This is a genomic window from Nocardioides sp. NPDC006303 (assembly GCF_040613175.1).
In the GTDB taxonomy this organism is placed as follows: domain Bacteria; phylum Actinomycetota; class Actinomycetes; order Propionibacteriales; family Nocardioidaceae; genus Nocardioides.
Genome location: NZ_JBEXRR010000034.1, coordinates 16,193 through 30,607, shown reverse-complemented (window position 1 = coordinate 30,607; position 14,415 = coordinate 16,193). Strand labels below are relative to the sequence as shown.

The window sequence follows — 14,415 nt, the reverse complement described above, 5'->3', positions numbered from 1 at the left end:
CGTCGGCCAGTCCTCGGCTCACATCGCGACCCCGACGTACTTGGTCTCGAGGAACTCCTCGATCCCGGTACGCCCGCCCTCCCGCCCCAGTCCCGAGGCCTTGACGCCGCCGAAGGGGGCCGCGGGGTTGGAGACCACGCCCTGGTTGAGCCCGACCATGCCGGACTCGAGCGCCTCGGCGACCCGCAGGCCGCGGCGCAGGTCGTTGGTGAAGACGTAGTTGACCAGACCGCACTCGGTGTCGTTGACCGCCTCGACCACCTCGTCCTCGGTGTCGAACGGCGTCAGCGGCGCGACCGGCCCGAAGATCTCCTCGCTGCCCATCTTCGCGGAGGCGGGGACGCCGGTGAGCACGGTCGGCGGGTAGAAGTATCCGGGCCCGTCAGGAGCGGTGCCGCCGGTCAGCACCCGCGCGCCGCCGGCCACCGCGTCGTCCACGAGGGTCTGCACCTTCTCCCTGGCCGCCTCGTCGATGAGCGGCCCTACGCGTACGCCCTCCTCGACGCCACGGCCGACGGGCAGCTCGGACATCGCCTTGGCGAGCCGGTCGCCGAACTCCTCGATGACCGAGCGCTGTACGAAGATCCGGTTGGCGGCCGTGCACGCCTCCCCCGTGTTGCGCATCTTCGCGGCCATCGCGCCCGCGACCGCCTCGTCGATGTCGGCGTCCTCGAAGACGACGAAGCCGGCGTTGCCGCCGAGCTCCATGGACGTACGCAGCACCTGCTCCGCGCTCTGGGCGAGCAGCGCCCGCCCGACCGCCGTGGAGCCGGTGAAGGAGAGCTTGCGGATCACACCGGAGCGCAGCAGCGGCTCGGTCAGCTCACCTGGCCGGGTCGTCGGCAGAATGTTGACAACGCCCTCGGGCACGCCGGCCTCACGCAGGATCTCCCCCAGCGCCAGCATCGAGAGCGGCGTCTGCTGGGCGGGCTTGATGATGCTGGTGCAGCCGGCCGCGATCGCCGGTCCGATCTTGCGGGTCCCCATCGCCATCGGGAAGTTCCATGGCGTGATCAGCAGCGCCGGCCCGACCGGCTGCTTCGTGATCAGGAACCGGGAGCCACCGGCGGGCGCGGTCTGGTAGCCACCCTCGATCCGCACCGCCTCCTCGGCGAAGTGCCGGAAGAACTCCGCGGCGTACGCGATCTCGCCCCGCGCCTCGGCCAGCGGCTTGCCCATCTCGAGAGTCATCAGCAGCGCGAGGTCGTCGATCCGCTCGTGCAGCAGGTCGAAGGCGGCCATGAGCATGTCCGCGCGGGCGCGCGGCGCGGTGGCGGCGAACTCCTTCTGTGCGCCCGCCGCGGCGTCGAGCGCACGGCGGCCGTCCTCGGCGGTCGCGTCGGCGATGGCACAGAGCACCTCCCCCGTCGACGGGTCGAGCACGTCGAAGGTCGCTCCGTCGCCGGCATCCACCCACTGACCTGCGACAAGAAGCCCCTTCGGCACCTCTGCCACGACCCGTGCCTCGTTCGGTTCTCCGCCCATCCCGCATCAGCCTCCAAGGTCAGCATTCGACTGTCCTACTGACAGCCGTCGGACGCTCGCCTACTGTAGTAGCCAGTCGGATTGTCGACAATCAACAGGAGTTCACGGTGGCCAAGCTCTCCCCCATCCTCAAGCAGGCAACTCCGGTCGTGGCGGCTCGCGGCGAAGGCGTCCAGCTCTTCGACGAGGACGACCGCCGCTATCTCGACTTCACCGCCGGCATCGGCGTGACCAGCACCGGCCACAGCCACCCGAAGGTCGTCGAGGCCACCCAGCGTCAGATCGCCAACCTGGTCCACGGGCAGTACACGACGGTCAGGCACCGCCCGCTCCTCGACCTTGTCGACCGCCTCGGCCCTGTCCTCCCCACCGGCCTCGACAGTCTCTTCTTCGCCAACTCCGGCTCGGAGGCCGCCGAGGCCGCGATCCGGCTGGCCCGCCAGGCCACCGGCCGCCCCAACATCGTCGTCTTCCACGGCGGCTTCCACGGCCGGACCGTCGCGGCCGCCTCGATGACCACCTCGGGCACCAAGTTCCGTGCCGGCTTCAGCCCGCTGATGGCCGGCGTCGCGGTCTCTCCCTTCCCCGACGCACCCCACTTCGGCTGGCCGCAGGAGCAGGCGACCGAGTTCGCGCTGCGCCAGCTCGACTACACGTTGCAGACCCAGAGCGCCCCGGCCGACACAGCCGCGTTCCTCGTGGAACCGGTCCTCGGCGAGGGCGGCTACGTGCCTGCCGACGAGACCTTCCTCAACGGCCTGCGCGAACGCGCCGACCGGCACGGCATCCTGCTCATCATCGACGAGGTCCAGACCGGCCTCGGCCGCACCGGCGAGTTCTGGGGCCACGACCACTTCGGCGTACGTCCCGACATCATCATGACCGCCAAGGGCCTGGCCTCCGGGTTCCCGCTGTCCGCGATCGCGGCGAACGAGGCGCTGATGTCGAAGGCCTGGCCCGGCTCGCAGGGCGGCACCTACGGCGCCAACGCCGTCGCCTGTGCCGCGGCGCTGGCGACCCTCGACGTCATCGAGGAGGAGGGCCTGGTGAAGAACGCCGCCGAGCGCGGCGCCGAGCTCCGCTCCGCCTTGGAGCAGGTCGCGAGCAAGCACGAGGCGATCACCGACGTACGCGGCCTGGGGCTCATGCTCGGCAACGAGTTCCGCACGCCTGACGGTGAGCCCGACGGCGCCACCGCCGCCGCGGCCCAGCAGGAGGCTGCCCGGCGCGGCCTGCTGCTGCTCACCTGCGGCGCCTGGGGCCAGGTCGTGCGGTTCATCCCCGCCCTCGTCGTCGACTCCGCGGCCATCGACGAGGCCGTCGGCCTCTGGGCCCAGTCCGTCGACGCCGTCCTCGGCTGACCACAGGGATCACGAGATGACGTACGACCTCGAGCGACTGCTCCGCTGGGAGCAGGCCGGCGCGACCTGGGAGGCGATCTGGCCGCGCGCCGGTGAGGTGACCATCGTGCTGTGCACCTGCGACAGCGGCGAGGAGGTCGACCGCTACACCTCGGCGGCGCCCGACCTGCTCGACCACGTGAGGAGTCACTCCGAGGAGTGATAACCGGTTGCCCGCGGCGTACGCGTTCTCGAATGATGGTCGGATGACTCCGACCGAGGTGTGGCCCCTGTTCGGCCTGGTGATCCGGACCCCGCGCCTGGAGCTGCGGCTGCCGACCGACGTCGAGCTCGCGCGGCTGGCACAGGTCGCCGCAGACGGCGTGCACGAGCCGACCCAGCGGCCGTTCCTGACCCCGTGGGCCGAGCGGCCCCCGCTGGAGCGGGCCCGCCACGTGATGCGCGGCGCCTGGTCCAGCCGGGGCGAGTGGAAGCCCGAGGACTGGAGCCTGGGGCTGGCCGCCTTCCTCGACGGCGACCCGATCGGGGTCGTGTGGGTCTCGGCGAGCGAGTTCGCCACCCGACGCGAGGTCAGCACCGCTTCCTGGCTCGGCATCCGACACCACCGCCGCGGTTTCGGCACCGAGGCCCGCCTCGGCGCCCTCACCCTGGTCTTCGACCACCTCGGCGGCGCCTACGCCACCTCCGAGGCCTTCCCCGACAACGCCGCCTCCGTCGGGGTGTCGACCAAGCTCGGCTACGAGCCCGACGGCATCTCCCGCGACGTACGCGACGGCGAGGTGCTCGTCTCCCACCGCCTCCGGCTCGGCCGGGAACGGTGGGAGCTCAACGACCGCAGCGAGATCGAGGTCAGCGGTCTGGAGCCGTGCCTGCCCCTGTTCGGCGCCGCGTAGGCCGGCTCAACCGAGGAAGCAGAAGACGAAGACGGCCACGCACAGGACCAGCGACCCCGTTGCGTTGAGGACGAAGTTGCGGCCGAAGTCGCGAGCCCGGACGTGGGCCGAGACGGCGAGCACGAAGTAGACCACCAGCGCCGCGCTGGTCAGCGCCCCGACGTACGGCACCCACAGCCCGGCGACCAGACCGGCGGTGGCGGCGACCTTGACCCACGGCATCACCGGCCACAGCTCCCGCGGCAGCCCGACGTCGGTGAAGCACTTGGCGATGAAGCCGACCGGTTTGAAGCACATCGCCGCGTCGCCGATCTGGATCACCGCGAGCAGCACGACCGGCCACCACGGGTCCGGAAGATCGTTGACGTACGCCTCGACGACCCCGCCGAGATCCTCTTGTCCTGCCGCGTACATCCCGGTGGCGACAAGGGTGGCCAGCGAGAGCGCGAGACCACCGGCCGCACGGCCCAGGCTCCGGTCCCCCGCCCGCAGGTGCGCCCCGATCGCGAGCACGAAGAAGACCACGAACCCGGCGGCCGCGACGATCCCGACCGCCGGGACCGCCAGCCCGACGAGCAGGCCCAGGAAGCCCAGCGCGTAGGACGCCCCGATCGGGAACCTCAACCACTCCAGCGGCACCGAGAGCCGTTGGGCCTCGGTCACCGGTATCCGGTGACCGGTCAGGTTGAGCACCGCCCCGCCGAGCGCGGCGATCGAGGCGACGAGGGTCAGGGTGAGATAGGTAGCCGTCATGGCCATCCAGACACCGGCGGCGCCGCGGCTGTGACGCTGACCTACCTGCTCAGCAGCCTCGCGATCGCGCCGAGCCCCGCGAGCCCGGCGTCACGGACCGCCACCACCGGGCCGTTGTCGACCTGGCCGAGCACCCCGACCAGCCGGGAGGCCCGCACCAGCCGCTGGGTCGCGGGCCGCCGGGTGCGGTCGTACGCCACCAGCGCACTCTCGATGCGGGCGTGGCCGGCGAGCTGCGCGGCCAGGACGGCAGCGTCCTCGATGGCGGCGCAGGCGCCCTGGCCGAGGTTGGGGGTGGTCGCGTGCGCGGCGTCACCGAGGAGCACGACCCGCCCGTGGTCGAACCGCTTCAGCGGCAGCCGCAGGTCACAGATGTCTCCGCGGAGGACAGCGCTCGGCGGCGTCGCCGCCAGCAGCTGCGGGATCGGCTCGTGCCAGTCGCCGACGAGCGCGGTGACGTCGGCGTGGTGGTCCCTGCCGGTCTCCCCCGCCGGCCGGTTGGCGGTCACGAACCAGTACGTCCGCCCATCCACCAGCGGGACATAGCCGACGCGCACCCCGGTCCCCCAGGTCTCGCCTCCCGTGGTCGACGCCTCACCCGGCACCGGCTCCGCGGTGACCCCGCGGTAGGCGGTGTAGCCGGCATAACGTACGTCCTCGCGCTGGTGCAGCTCGTTCCTGATCGTGCTGCGGATCCCGTCGGCGGCGACCACGACGTCGGCCGGACCGCGACCGTCGATGTCTTCGATGTCGTCGAGATCAGCCAGACAGGTGACGGTCACCCCGGTGCGTACCTCGATCCCGTCTCGCGCCTCCAGCTCGCTCACCAGCGCCTCGTGCAGCCGCGCCCGATGCACCATCACCGGGGTCCGCTCGGCGGCGTCGGCACCCACCTTCGCCAGCCAGCGCCCGTCGGGCCGCCGCAACCCCGCCTGGATCGCCGGCCGGGTTCCGCCCACGAGCCGATCCGCGACCCCGAGGTCGGCGAGGATCTTCCATGCCCGCGGCCAGATCGAGAGGCCGGCGCCGACCTCGCCCAGCTCCGGCGCGCGCTCCAGCACGGTCACCTGCCACCCCACCCGGGACAGCGCGAGCGCCGTCGTGAGCCCGCCGATCCCCGCACCGACCACCAGGGCACTCCGGCTGCTCGTCGATCCATTCACGACGCGAATCTAGCCGACGTCGCCGACCTCGGCCCGGGCCGACGAGCTCGTACGTCTCTACTGCACCCTGGGCGTCCAGTCTGCGCCCGGGATGCCGCCCTGCGGCAAGGTGAAGGTGTATCCCTCGGCGAGCTTCTCCGGGAGCACCGTCTCGACCGCGTCGACGGTGTTCTCGCGGTCGCCACCACCGTCGTGGGCCAGAGCCACCGCACCGGGCTGGATCGCCGCGCGGAGATTGCTCGCGAGCGTCTCCTCGGACAGGTCGTTGCCGTCCCAGTCGAAGATCACGTTGCCCAGCCCGAGCGGCTGCATGCCGAGGGATGCGGCGACCCCTCCGGTGTTGCCCCAGCTGCCGTTGGGAGCCCGGAAGTAGGGCACCTTCTGAGCCGGGTTTCCCAGCGCCTCTCGGATCGTCGCGAGGTTGGCCCTGAGATCCCGCTCGACCTGGGCGTGCGACCAGCTGCCCATGTCGGCGTACGACGTGGAGTGGTTGCACAGCGTGTGGCCCGCGGTGACGATGCGTCTCAGGAGCTCGGCGCCGCCGGGAGCGGTGATGTTCTGGCCGATGACGCAGAACACCGCGGTGACCTGGTGAGCCGCCAGGATCTCCAGCAAGCGATCCGTCTCGCCGGGGTTCGGGCCGTCGTCGAAGGTGAGGGCGGCAACGTTGCCGGTGCCCCTGGCGGCGGCGAGCGGCGTTGACGTCGGACGGACCGCGCCTCCCGGCACGAACCCGGGGTCCTGGATGACAGTCATGACGAACTCCTTCGAAATCGTTGTCGAGCACGATCGAGGCATAGCTGATCAGTGTCAAGGGTCGAGCCGTTCCCGCACGTCTGAGTACTCGCACTCATGCGCCCCGCAGCCCGATCAGCGAGGCTGGAGACATGAAGCTCCTCGTACGCCTCGCCGTGATCCTCGGCGGCAGCCTCCTGTTCTCGATCGTGATGACCAACCTCTTCCCGACCGAGGACGCGAACATCGGCGCCGGCCTGATCTACTTCGCGCTGCTGCTCACCGTCTCGGGAATCTGGGGGCTGTGGGACGGCCACCACGCGAAGGCCCTCCCTCCCGTCTTCGTCCGCTGGGCGCTGATCGCCGGCGTGGTCGGGCTCAGCGGCCCGTTCCGGATCTGGTTCGAGGAGGGTCGCGACTTCGGTGTGCTGTGGAGCGACCTGTGGAGCCTGACCCCGTTCCTCGCCGGCCTCGTCCTCGCTCCCGCGGCGGTCGGGATCGGCATCGGCTACGCCCTCAACAGCGGTAGGAGGCTCACGCGGAGCACGCCGCACCACACGTCCCTCTAGGCTCTCCCCAGCAACCGACCCAGGAGGAGCCCAGATGACCACCTTCCGTGAGGCGATCGAGGCCAAGGACATGGACGTCGTGGAGGCGATGCTCGCCGACGACGTCGTGTTCACCAGCCCGGTCGCGTTCAAGCCCTACCCCGGCCGAGCGATCACCGCTGCGATCCTGCGCGCCGTGGTGAAGGTGTTCGAGGACTTCACCTACGTGCGTGAGATCCACGACGGCGTCCACCACGCCTACGAGTTCACCGCCAAGGTCGACGGCCTCGAGCTCAACGGCTGCGACTTCCTCACCTACGACGACGAGGGCCGGATCGTCGACTTCAAGGTGATGGTCCGCCCGCTGCGTGCCGCCGAAGCCCTTGCCACCCGGATGGGCGAGCAGTTCGAGGAGATCAAGGCCGCCGCCATGCAGGGCTGAGGCCGTCAGTCGACGGGTCGCCCCTGCCGCCGATCCTCGAGCCGCTGCTGTGCCTCGGGCAGGAACTTCAGGCACGGTGCGTCCGCCTCGGGGTGCTTCTGCGTGAGGTGGAAGATCCATCGGTCCATGGCTGCCATGAAGCCGTTGTCCTCACCGGCACGGTAGGTCGCCCACTTGATCCTGTCCCTGACGACGCACTCCGTGCAGGTGATCTTGTAGACGAAGTGCTCCTGCGCGTCGAGGTCGATCCTCACCGTGGCCAGGGGCCCGGCCTGCGAGGCTGCCTTCCGCTCACGAGCGGACCTGCTCGCTGTCATGCTGCACCTCGTTCTGATCGGGAGACGAAGCCTACGTCAGCCGCGCCGGACAGTTCGCCTCGGAGTCTGCGCGACGTGGGGTTCAGGCGCGAGTGAGATAGCCGGCCAACGCAGTGCGGAGCTCGGCCGTGAGCGCATCCCGGGTTGCCGGGTCGGGAGCCTCGGTGATCAGCGGCATCATCCCGCGGACGATCTGGATCGCGACGGTGGCGATGCGATCGACATCTGCCGGCTCACGCTCGGTCATGAACCGTGCGATCAATGTCGCGACCGTCTGGTGCATGGCCTGCTGGACCGGAGCGACGGCCTCGCGCATGTCGGCCGGAAGGTCGGATCGTGCGAAGAGGGCTTTGAACCCGGGGTGAGCGAGGTTGAACTCGACCAGCGGACCGACCACGGCGTCGATCGAGGCCTCGATCGACGCCTCCTTGCCGACGTCCATGATCGTCTGGCGCACACCGGAAAGCTCTGCGGCGTAGTGCTCGCTGAGCACGCGGGCGATGTCGGCCTTGCTGCTGAAGAACTGATAGAGCGAGCCCGGCGAGATCCCGGCCTCGGCCGCGATCGCGTTCGTCGTCGCCCCATCCGGTCCGCGTTCGGCGAAGACCACCGCAGCTGCACGCACGATCTCGCGCATGCGCTCTTCCCCGCGCGCCTGCCGCTTGCGGCGTGTCCGGATCGGAGCCGCAGGATCGGTCATCGTCGCCCTTCCTTGAAATATACGAGTAGATGCTCGTATATTTATCGCGAGCACCTACTCGTAAAACTAGCAGGGAGAGCGCGACAATGGTCGAGCCGATCCGCGAATTGACCCCCACCTCCGCCCCCACCCCCACCGCGCCGGCATTCCGCTCGACCTGGCTGGCGAAGCTGGGCCGCCTTGTCGCCCGTCGTCCCGGATGGATCCTCGGCATCGCGATCAGCGCGTTGCTCGTTCTCGGGTTCATCGCCTCCGGGGCGATGTCATCGTTCGTACTGTCTCGCTGGGAGGTGCCCGGCACCGAGTCGGTGGCAGCACAGGACGAGCTCACCGAGCGCTTGGGCACCGGCACCGCGAACGTCATCCTGCTCGTCGAGGCGACCGGCGGATCGGTCGATGATCCCTTGGTCGAGCGGGAGGCCATGGCAGTCTCCGCCGACCTCGCCGATGAGTCGCGAGTGGCGGAGGTCTGGTCGTACTGGTCGAACGGACGGGACCCTTCCATGCGCAGCGACGACGCTGGCTCCGCGGTCGTTCTCGCCCACGTCGCCGGCGACGCCACGAGTGCGCGCGAGGTGATCGCCGAGTTGATCCCCGCCTACACAGTCGACGGTGAGGCGATCAAGGTACGCGTGGCCGGCGGAGAGGCAGCCTCGACTCAGATCAGCGAGCAGGCGGCGCTCGACTTCGTGCGCGCCGAGCTGATCATCCTTCCGCTGATGTTCGTACTGCTGCTGATCATCTACCGCCGGCTCAGCTTTGCGCTGCTCACTCTCGCTGTCGGTGTCTTCGCCGTGGTCGGCGCGCTGGCCGGACTCCGCGCCCTGACCGGCGTGACCGAGATAGCCTCGTTCGCCGCGAACATCACCCTGGTCATGGGCATCGGCTTGGGCGTCGACTACAGCCTGTTCGTGATCTCCCGATTCCGCGAGGCCCTCGGCGCAGGGCGGTCGGTTCCGGAGGCTCTGGCCGAGACCCTGGACACCGCCGGACGTACGGTGATCTTCAGCGGCCTGACGGTCGCGGCAGCGATGTCGATGCTGTTCTTCCTGCCGTACGACTTCCTGCGATCCTTCGCATGGGCCGGCGTCCTCACCGTCCTCGCGGCGGGCATCGGTGCCATCGTCGTTCTGCCCGCCGCGCTCGCCGTCATCGGCGCGCGAATGACCCGGCGCGGTCGCACTCTGCCGGCCGCGAGGCCGATCGAGTCCGGGCGCTGGTACCGGCTGGGGCAACGGGTGATGGATCGTCCGCTCGCCTGGGGCGGGATCGCGCTGATCTGCCTGATCGCGCTCGCTGCGCCCGCTGCCGGGGTGCAGATCGGAGTGCCCGACGACCGCGTGCTTCCTCCAGGTCATTCCGTACGCGACACGTACGACGAGCTGCGGGCAGGTTTCTCGGCCGAACCCAACGACGCTCTTCAGGTCATCAATACCGGCCCCGCCGTGGGCCCCCAGGACATCGTCGAGTACGCGATCGAACTCTCCACCGTGGACGGGATCGTGCAGGTCAACTCCCCCGCCGGGGTCTTCGCCGACGGCACCCGCATCGCCGCTGCACCCGACCGCCTCGACCAGGCCGGCGGGCAGCGTCTCGAGGTGGTCCCGTCACGCGCTGCGCTCGACGCCGGCGTCCCGTCCGAGCTCGTCGACCAGGTGCGTTCCCTGGACAGCCCCTTCACCGAGCAGGTGGTCGGGGGTGACCCGGCGGAGCTGGTCGACTTCCGTGACGCACTGATGGAGCGGCTCCCGCTGGCCGGCGTCTTGATCCTGATGGTCACGTTCGTGCTGCTGTTCCTGTTCAGCGGCAGCCTGCTGATCCCGCTGAAGGCAGTGCTCCTGAACATGGTGAGCATCGCCGTGATGTTCGCGGTGCTCACCGTCGTCTTCCAGAACGGGATGTTCGCCGATCTCCTCGGCTTCACCCCGATCGGCACCCTCGACCCCGCGTTCCCGATACTCATGTTCTGCGTCGTCTACGGGCTGTCGATGGACTACGAGGTGTTCATGGTCTCCCGCATCCGCGAGGAGTACGACCGAACCGGCGACAATCGGCAAGCCGTGCTACTCGGCCTGCAACGCTCCGCCCCACTGATCACGGCAGCCGCCGTCACTCTCGCGGCATCCTTCGCCGTCTACGCCTCCGGCGAGGTCATGTATCTGAAGATGATCGGCATCGGTACGGCCGTAGCCATCCTCGTCGACGCCACGATCATCCGCGGTGTCCTCGTCCCGGTGGCCATGCGCCTGGGCGGCAACGCCAACTGGTACCTGCCGCCCTGGCTGAACCGCATCTTCGGCCGCCTCAGACTCCGCGAGTCGTGACCGGTCAGCAGGCGGTGACCACGTCGAAGCGGCCGCCCGCCGACTCCTGCAGGGTCGTCACGGTGGCGTCGCCCTGTCCCAGATAGTCCTCCGACACCTTCGCGTAGAACGGGTTGTAGGGGTTGGTGCCGTAGGAGTGCGCGCGCCCGGCGGCCTCGTGCTGGGCGTTGGTCGCCGAGCCGCAGTAGAGGCCCGGCTCGGTCGGCGGGTCGGTGGGCTCCTCCGTCGGCGGGTCGGTCGGCTCGGTGCCCCGCTCGACGCGGCGGTTGTTGTCGAAGAAGAAGTCCGTGACGTACGCCGGGTAGTCGATCGAGTTCGTCGTGACGTACGAGCCACCGGGGCCGCCACCGGCCGGCCAGTTGTGTCCCATCCCGGTGTTCTGGATCAGGGATACGCGCGGACCGGTGCCGTCCGACCACAGCGTGCCGGAGCCGGCTGTGTTGTTGCCGGCCAGTCCCGACAGCGAGAACGACGACTGCGACCCGGCGCCGTAGATCCCGGCCATGACCTGCGCGTTCAGGGTGTTGTAGCCGGGCGCGACGGTGGGATCGTTGGAGCCGTAGATCACCGAGGTGAGCTGGCTGCCGAACCCCGAGGAGGCGGAGCCGGCGAACGTACGGCAGGTGTTGGTGACCTGCGACTGAGTCACCGCCACCGAGCCGATCTGCCCCGAGGTCGTCCCGACCGAAGGGCCGGCGTTGATCCCGATCCCGGCGAACACGTCGGGCGCGAGACAGCCCATCACCATCGTCTCGCCGCCGCCCGAGGACAGCCCGGACAGATAGACCTGGTCGGGATCGATGTCCAGGGCCGGATCGGCGAGCAGGTCGCTGACCAGCTGGAGGAGGTTGTCGTCGTGCCGCCCCGGCGAGGTCCGGGAGTGGTTGCTGTCGTAGTAGTCCCAGCAGCCGAGGAGTACGCCGCCGTTAGGTGCCGCGGGGACCGCCACGACCATCCCGCGGGCGTCCGCGGTCGCGGCCCAGTTGCCGCCGTCGCGCAGGGCGGCCGAGGTCTGGACGCAGCCGTGCAGGTTGACCATGAGGGCACGCCCGGTGCCGAGCGTCGGAGCGGTGCTGGGAACGTACAGTTGGGTCGTCATCCCGCCCGCCGTCCTCGCCGACCACGTGCCGGCGGCGGCCGCGGGTTCGACGGGTGGCGCTACCGCGATGGCTGCTCCGGCGGCCAGCACCAGGCCGAGGCCCGCGAGCGCGGCGCCGATCCGTTGCTGCCGAAGCCTGGACGAGATCCGAAACCCGAGACCCATGACCGATCCTCCTGAGCGAGACCAGCCCGCCGCCTCCCGGCAGGCAGACCGACCGTAGATGTGACGCCCGCCACAGGTCTATGTCGACGCGGACCACAATCCGGTGCACGGACGTGTCGATCCGGCGCCGGTCACCGGTAGAGCTCCTCGTCGATGCTCGCCAGCCGCGACGGGTGGACCCGCTCCCCCAGCCCGTAGAACTGCTGAAAGCTCATCACCAACGGCCGCCAGCGATCAGGATCGATCCGGTGCTCATGGCCATCGAGACGCAGCTCCCGGGCGACCCGCACCGCGGTCACCGCGACCTCGACGGCGAGCAGCTTCGGCTCACCGAGCTCGTGGAGCGCCGCCACCGTCCCCTCGATGTGCACCGGGCATTCCGCCACCGACGTCGGCAGCACCGTGTCGGATCCGTACGCCGTCAACCCGGCGTGCGCGTACTTGTCGGACACGTGCACATACCCGCGCTCGGCCTTCGCCGCCGACATCGCCGCATTGCCCGTGGTCAGCGCGAGCCGGTCGACCTGGGTGACCAGGTCGACGCTGGGGAGGTTGAGCACGATCTCAGGCCGCTCCCTCACGTTGCGCGCCGTCTGCGATGACCCGCCGATCCCGAGGACCGCCGTACGTCCCAGCCAGAAGACCGACGACATCGGCATCAGGTTCGTGGTGCCGTCCTCGTTGAGAGTGGAGAGCAATACCACCGGCGTACCGAAGTAGAGGATGGCCGGATCGATGTCGACATGCGTACTCATGCCTCGAAACTAGAACGCCTAATCGGCGACTTCCGGCGGGTATCCGACGACGCAGTCAGGGACGGCGAGTGAATCGAATCGTGCCATCGGGTAGTCGCTCATGGACGTACGCCGGGTTGTGCGCCAGGCGGTGATGGTGGGGACACAACAATGCGCCGTCTTTGAGATCTGTTTTTCCGCCGGCGGCCCAGGGTTCTAGATGATGCGCGTCGCACCATTCCGGCGGCATGTCGCAGCCCTCGGCTTGGCAGCACTTCTGCTGCAGCCGAAGTGCTTTGCGTTGGATGGGCTGGAAGAACCTGCTGCCTCGGCCGGCGTCGAGCACTTCGCTGTCGCCGCCGAGGACCCAGGGGATGATGGTGGCGTTGCACGCCATCCTCCGGGCCTCGGCCGCGGAGATGGTGGTGCCGTTGTTCTCGTCGTAGCCCAGGGTGGCGATGCCGAGGTCTTTGCGGAGCTCCTCGAGGCTGATCACCACGTTGATGGTGGTGGCGTCACCGCCGTGCCTAGGCAGCGAGGCCGGGTCGATGGTCTCCAGGAGCCGGGCGAAGCCCTGGCCCATGAGCCGCTCCCACGGGGGCAAGGGCGCACCCTTGCCGACGAGTTGCTGCTTGCGGGGTTGAGCCCAAGCCTCGACCAGCCGCTTGAACCTCATCCCGATCGAGACCGGCAACACACCATCGAACCCAACGGTCCCGTCGTGGTTGTCCCACACCCGCAACGCGGTCTTCTGCTGGGCACGCTCTTCCTCAGCCAACAGTGCTTTGGCTTCGGCGTCTTCGAAGCGGACCGGGTCAACCTCGGCCAGGATCCGCATGCCGACGATGTGGAGTTCGTTGGAGGTCAGGTGGGTGGCGTAGTCGACCAGCAGCTTCTCGGCCAGGACCAGGTCCTCGGCACTGGCGACCGGGTCGGTCTCGATCTTGTCGAGCGCCTTGGTGATCACCTTCGCCTTGTCCTCAGATACGACACCGTCGGCGAGACCGGCGGCGACGAGGTCGTACTTCGCGACACCAGTTGCGAGCTTGATCTGCGACCGCGCGGTGGCCTTGTCGACCAGTAGCTCAGCGCGCATCCACGCGGAGGCGTCTTTGGCGCCGGTCTCCTCGGCGATATCGCTGGCAGACGCGAGCACCCGCAGTTTCAACGCGGCTTGCTGGGCCTGGAGCTTCTCCAACCGCTCCAGCAGGTCCTTCTTCTGGCCCGTGCGCCAGTAGGCGGGGTCGGTGGCCAGCAGCTCTTGGAGGGCGGTCTCGATGGCCTTCAACGCAGCGTCGATCGCGTCGCCGGGGTTGGTGCCCCAGTGGTCGATCGAGCGGCCGAGACTCATCGCCGTCCTCCCCTTTCAGAGGTGTGCTGTGATGGGTCCGATTCTACGCCGCCCGCCCGGCTCTGGCCATCTATTTTCCCTGGTCAACCACCGTTTTCGCGGTGAGCGAACGGCCTCGCATCTGTGGATGGTAAGTGGCCCGAAGGGCCACCCTCACGCCCCATCAACGCCAACCCGAACGCGCAAGATTATCTCCGCGCCACACCCCGGCCGCCGCCCCGATAGCCAGCCAAATCTTTTCTCGATCTGGTCCGGAGTCCAGGACCGCGAAGCGGCCGGCGAAGCCGGCGGGCCGAAGGCCCGTCCTTGACGCCGGATCGGATCGAGAAGATCCTCCAAGAACGG

At 69.3% G+C, this 14,415-nt stretch carries 15 protein-coding genes; 6 read left to right on the top strand and 9 right to left on the bottom strand.

The genetic code is table 11. From position 1 onward, the window contains the following. Positions 1–18 precede the first annotated feature (18 nt). A complete protein-coding gene (locus ABZY89_RS22030; protein ID WP_355230622.1) occupies positions 19–1,485 on the bottom strand; it encodes an NAD-dependent succinate-semialdehyde dehydrogenase in 1,467 nt (488 codons plus the stop codon). A 107-nt stretch (positions 1,486–1,592) separates the two neighbouring features. Between ABZY89_RS22030 and ABZY89_RS22025 the strand changes: the two genes are divergently transcribed. The 3 genes from ABZY89_RS22025 to ABZY89_RS22015 are packed head-to-tail and all read left to right on the top strand — an operon-like array spanning position 1,593 to position 3,739. Then, entirely contained in the window at positions 1,593–2,846 is a 1,254-nt protein-coding gene (locus tag ABZY89_RS22025) for an aminotransferase class III-fold pyridoxal phosphate-dependent enzyme (protein WP_355230620.1), read from the top strand. Between the two features lie 16 nt (positions 2,847–2,862). Beyond that, positions 2,863–3,048, top strand: a complete 186-nt coding sequence (locus ABZY89_RS22020) for a hypothetical protein (RefSeq protein ID WP_355230618.1) — start codon at positions 2,863–2,865, stop codon at positions 3,046–3,048. A 43-nt stretch (positions 3,049–3,091) separates the two neighbouring features. Then, entirely contained in the window at positions 3,092–3,739 is a 648-nt protein-coding gene (locus tag ABZY89_RS22015; protein ID WP_355230617.1) for a GNAT family N-acetyltransferase, read from the top strand. Between the two features lie 6 nt (positions 3,740–3,745). Here the strand turns inward: ABZY89_RS22015 and ABZY89_RS22010 are convergent, their stop codons facing one another. Genes ABZY89_RS22010 through ABZY89_RS22000 form a run of 3 tightly spaced genes read right to left on the bottom strand, consistent with a single transcriptional unit; the run spans position 3,746 to position 6,411 of the window. Beyond that, a complete protein-coding gene (locus ABZY89_RS22010; protein WP_355230616.1) occupies positions 3,746–4,492 on the bottom strand; it encodes a DoxX family protein in 747 nt (248 codons plus the stop codon). A 41-nt stretch (positions 4,493–4,533) separates the two neighbouring features. Further along, entirely contained in the window at positions 4,534–5,655 is a 1,122-nt protein-coding gene (locus ABZY89_RS22005; RefSeq protein WP_355230614.1) for an FAD-dependent oxidoreductase, read from the bottom strand. Positions 5,656–5,712: 57 nt separating this feature from the next. Next, positions 5,713–6,411 (bottom strand): polysaccharide deacetylase family protein, encoded by a 699-nt coding sequence (locus tag ABZY89_RS22000; protein WP_355230612.1) that lies wholly within the window; start codon positions 6,409–6,411, stop codon positions 5,713–5,715. A 131-nt stretch (positions 6,412–6,542) separates the two neighbouring features. Between ABZY89_RS22000 and ABZY89_RS21995 the strand changes: the two genes are divergently transcribed. Together ABZY89_RS21995 and ABZY89_RS21990 are read left to right on the top strand one after the other, a co-directional pair. Continuing rightward, positions 6,543–6,959: a hypothetical protein gene (locus tag ABZY89_RS21995; RefSeq protein ID WP_355230610.1), complete on the top strand. Its 417-nt coding sequence runs from the start codon at positions 6,543–6,545 to the stop codon at positions 6,957–6,959. 34 nt (positions 6,960–6,993) lie between these two features. Continuing rightward, complete coding sequence (locus ABZY89_RS21990; RefSeq protein WP_355230609.1) at positions 6,994–7,380, top strand: nuclear transport factor 2 family protein; 387 nt, start codon at positions 6,994–6,996, stop codon at positions 7,378–7,380. A 5-nt stretch (positions 7,381–7,385) separates the two neighbouring features. Here the strand turns inward: ABZY89_RS21990 and ABZY89_RS21985 are convergent, their stop codons facing one another. Both ABZY89_RS21985 and ABZY89_RS21980 read right to left on the bottom strand, forming a co-directional pair. Beyond that, the gene (locus tag ABZY89_RS21985; protein ID WP_355230607.1) at positions 7,386–7,697 is read right to left on the bottom strand and encodes a hypothetical protein; all 312 of its coding nucleotides are present in this window, start codon (positions 7,695–7,697) and stop codon (positions 7,386–7,388) included. An 82-nt stretch (positions 7,698–7,779) separates the two neighbouring features. Then, complete coding sequence (locus tag ABZY89_RS21980) at positions 7,780–8,397, bottom strand: TetR/AcrR family transcriptional regulator (protein WP_355230605.1); 618 nt, start codon at positions 8,395–8,397, stop codon at positions 7,780–7,782. A gap of 86 nt (positions 8,398–8,483) precedes the next feature. Here ABZY89_RS21980 and ABZY89_RS21975 point away from each other — a divergent pair, with 86 nt between their 5' ends. After that, complete coding sequence (locus ABZY89_RS21975; protein ID WP_355230603.1) at positions 8,484–10,721, top strand: MMPL family transporter; 2,238 nt, start codon at positions 8,484–8,486, stop codon at positions 10,719–10,721. 4 nt (positions 10,722–10,725) lie between these two features. Here the strand turns inward: ABZY89_RS21975 and ABZY89_RS21970 are convergent, their stop codons facing one another. From ABZY89_RS21970 to ABZY89_RS21960, 3 genes are all read right to left on the bottom strand, one after another. Further along, positions 10,726–11,985 (bottom strand): PHB depolymerase family esterase, encoded by a 1,260-nt coding sequence (locus ABZY89_RS21970; protein ID WP_355230601.1) that lies wholly within the window; start codon positions 11,983–11,985, stop codon positions 10,726–10,728. Positions 11,986–12,116: 131 nt separating this feature from the next. After that, positions 12,117–12,740 (bottom strand): flavin reductase family protein, encoded by a 624-nt coding sequence (locus tag ABZY89_RS21965; RefSeq protein WP_355230599.1) that lies wholly within the window; start codon positions 12,738–12,740, stop codon positions 12,117–12,119. 55 nt (positions 12,741–12,795) lie between these two features. After that, positions 12,796–14,070, bottom strand: a complete 1,275-nt coding sequence (locus ABZY89_RS21960) for a DUF222 domain-containing protein (RefSeq protein WP_355230597.1) — start codon at positions 14,068–14,070, stop codon at positions 12,796–12,798. Positions 14,071–14,415: the final 345 nt, after the last annotated feature.

Bases quoted from the DNA above. Each gene is read 5' to 3' on its own strand.
- ABZY89_RS22030 (WP_355230622.1), bottom strand. From the start codon at position 1,485: ATGGGCGGAGAACCGAACGAGGCACGGGTCGTGGCAGAGGTGCCGAAG.
- ABZY89_RS21995 (WP_355230610.1), top strand. From the start codon at position 6,543: ATGAAGCTCCTCGTACGCCTCGCCGTGATCCTCGGCGGCAGCCTCCTG.
- ABZY89_RS21990 (WP_355230609.1), top strand. From the start codon at position 6,994: ATGACCACCTTCCGTGAGGCGATCGAGGCCAAGGACATGGACGTCGTG.
- ABZY89_RS22020 (WP_355230618.1), top strand. From the start codon at position 2,863: ATGACGTACGACCTCGAGCGACTGCTCCGCTGGGAGCAGGCCGGCGCG.
- ABZY89_RS21985 (WP_355230607.1), bottom strand. From the start codon at position 7,697: ATGACAGCGAGCAGGTCCGCTCGTGAGCGGAAGGCAGCCTCGCAGGCC.
- ABZY89_RS21980 (WP_355230605.1), bottom strand. From the start codon at position 8,397: ATGACCGATCCTGCGGCTCCGATCCGGACACGCCGCAAGCGGCAGGCG.
- ABZY89_RS21970 (WP_355230601.1), bottom strand. From the start codon at position 11,985: ATGGGTCTCGGGTTTCGGATCTCGTCCAGGCTTCGGCAGCAACGGATC.
- ABZY89_RS21960 (WP_355230597.1), bottom strand. From the start codon at position 14,070: ATGAGTCTCGGCCGCTCGATCGACCACTGGGGCACCAACCCCGGCGAC.
- ABZY89_RS22015 (WP_355230617.1), top strand. From the start codon at position 3,092: ATGACTCCGACCGAGGTGTGGCCCCTGTTCGGCCTGGTGATCCGGACC.
- ABZY89_RS22000 (WP_355230612.1), bottom strand. From the start codon at position 6,411: ATGACTGTCATCCAGGACCCCGGGTTCGTGCCGGGAGGCGCGGTCCGT.
- ABZY89_RS21965 (WP_355230599.1), bottom strand. From the start codon at position 12,740: ATGAGTACGCATGTCGACATCGATCCGGCCATCCTCTACTTCGGTACG.
- ABZY89_RS21975 (WP_355230603.1), top strand. From the start codon at position 8,484: ATGGTCGAGCCGATCCGCGAATTGACCCCCACCTCCGCCCCCACCCCC.
- ABZY89_RS22010 (WP_355230616.1), bottom strand. From the start codon at position 4,492: ATGACGGCTACCTATCTCACCCTGACCCTCGTCGCCTCGATCGCCGCG.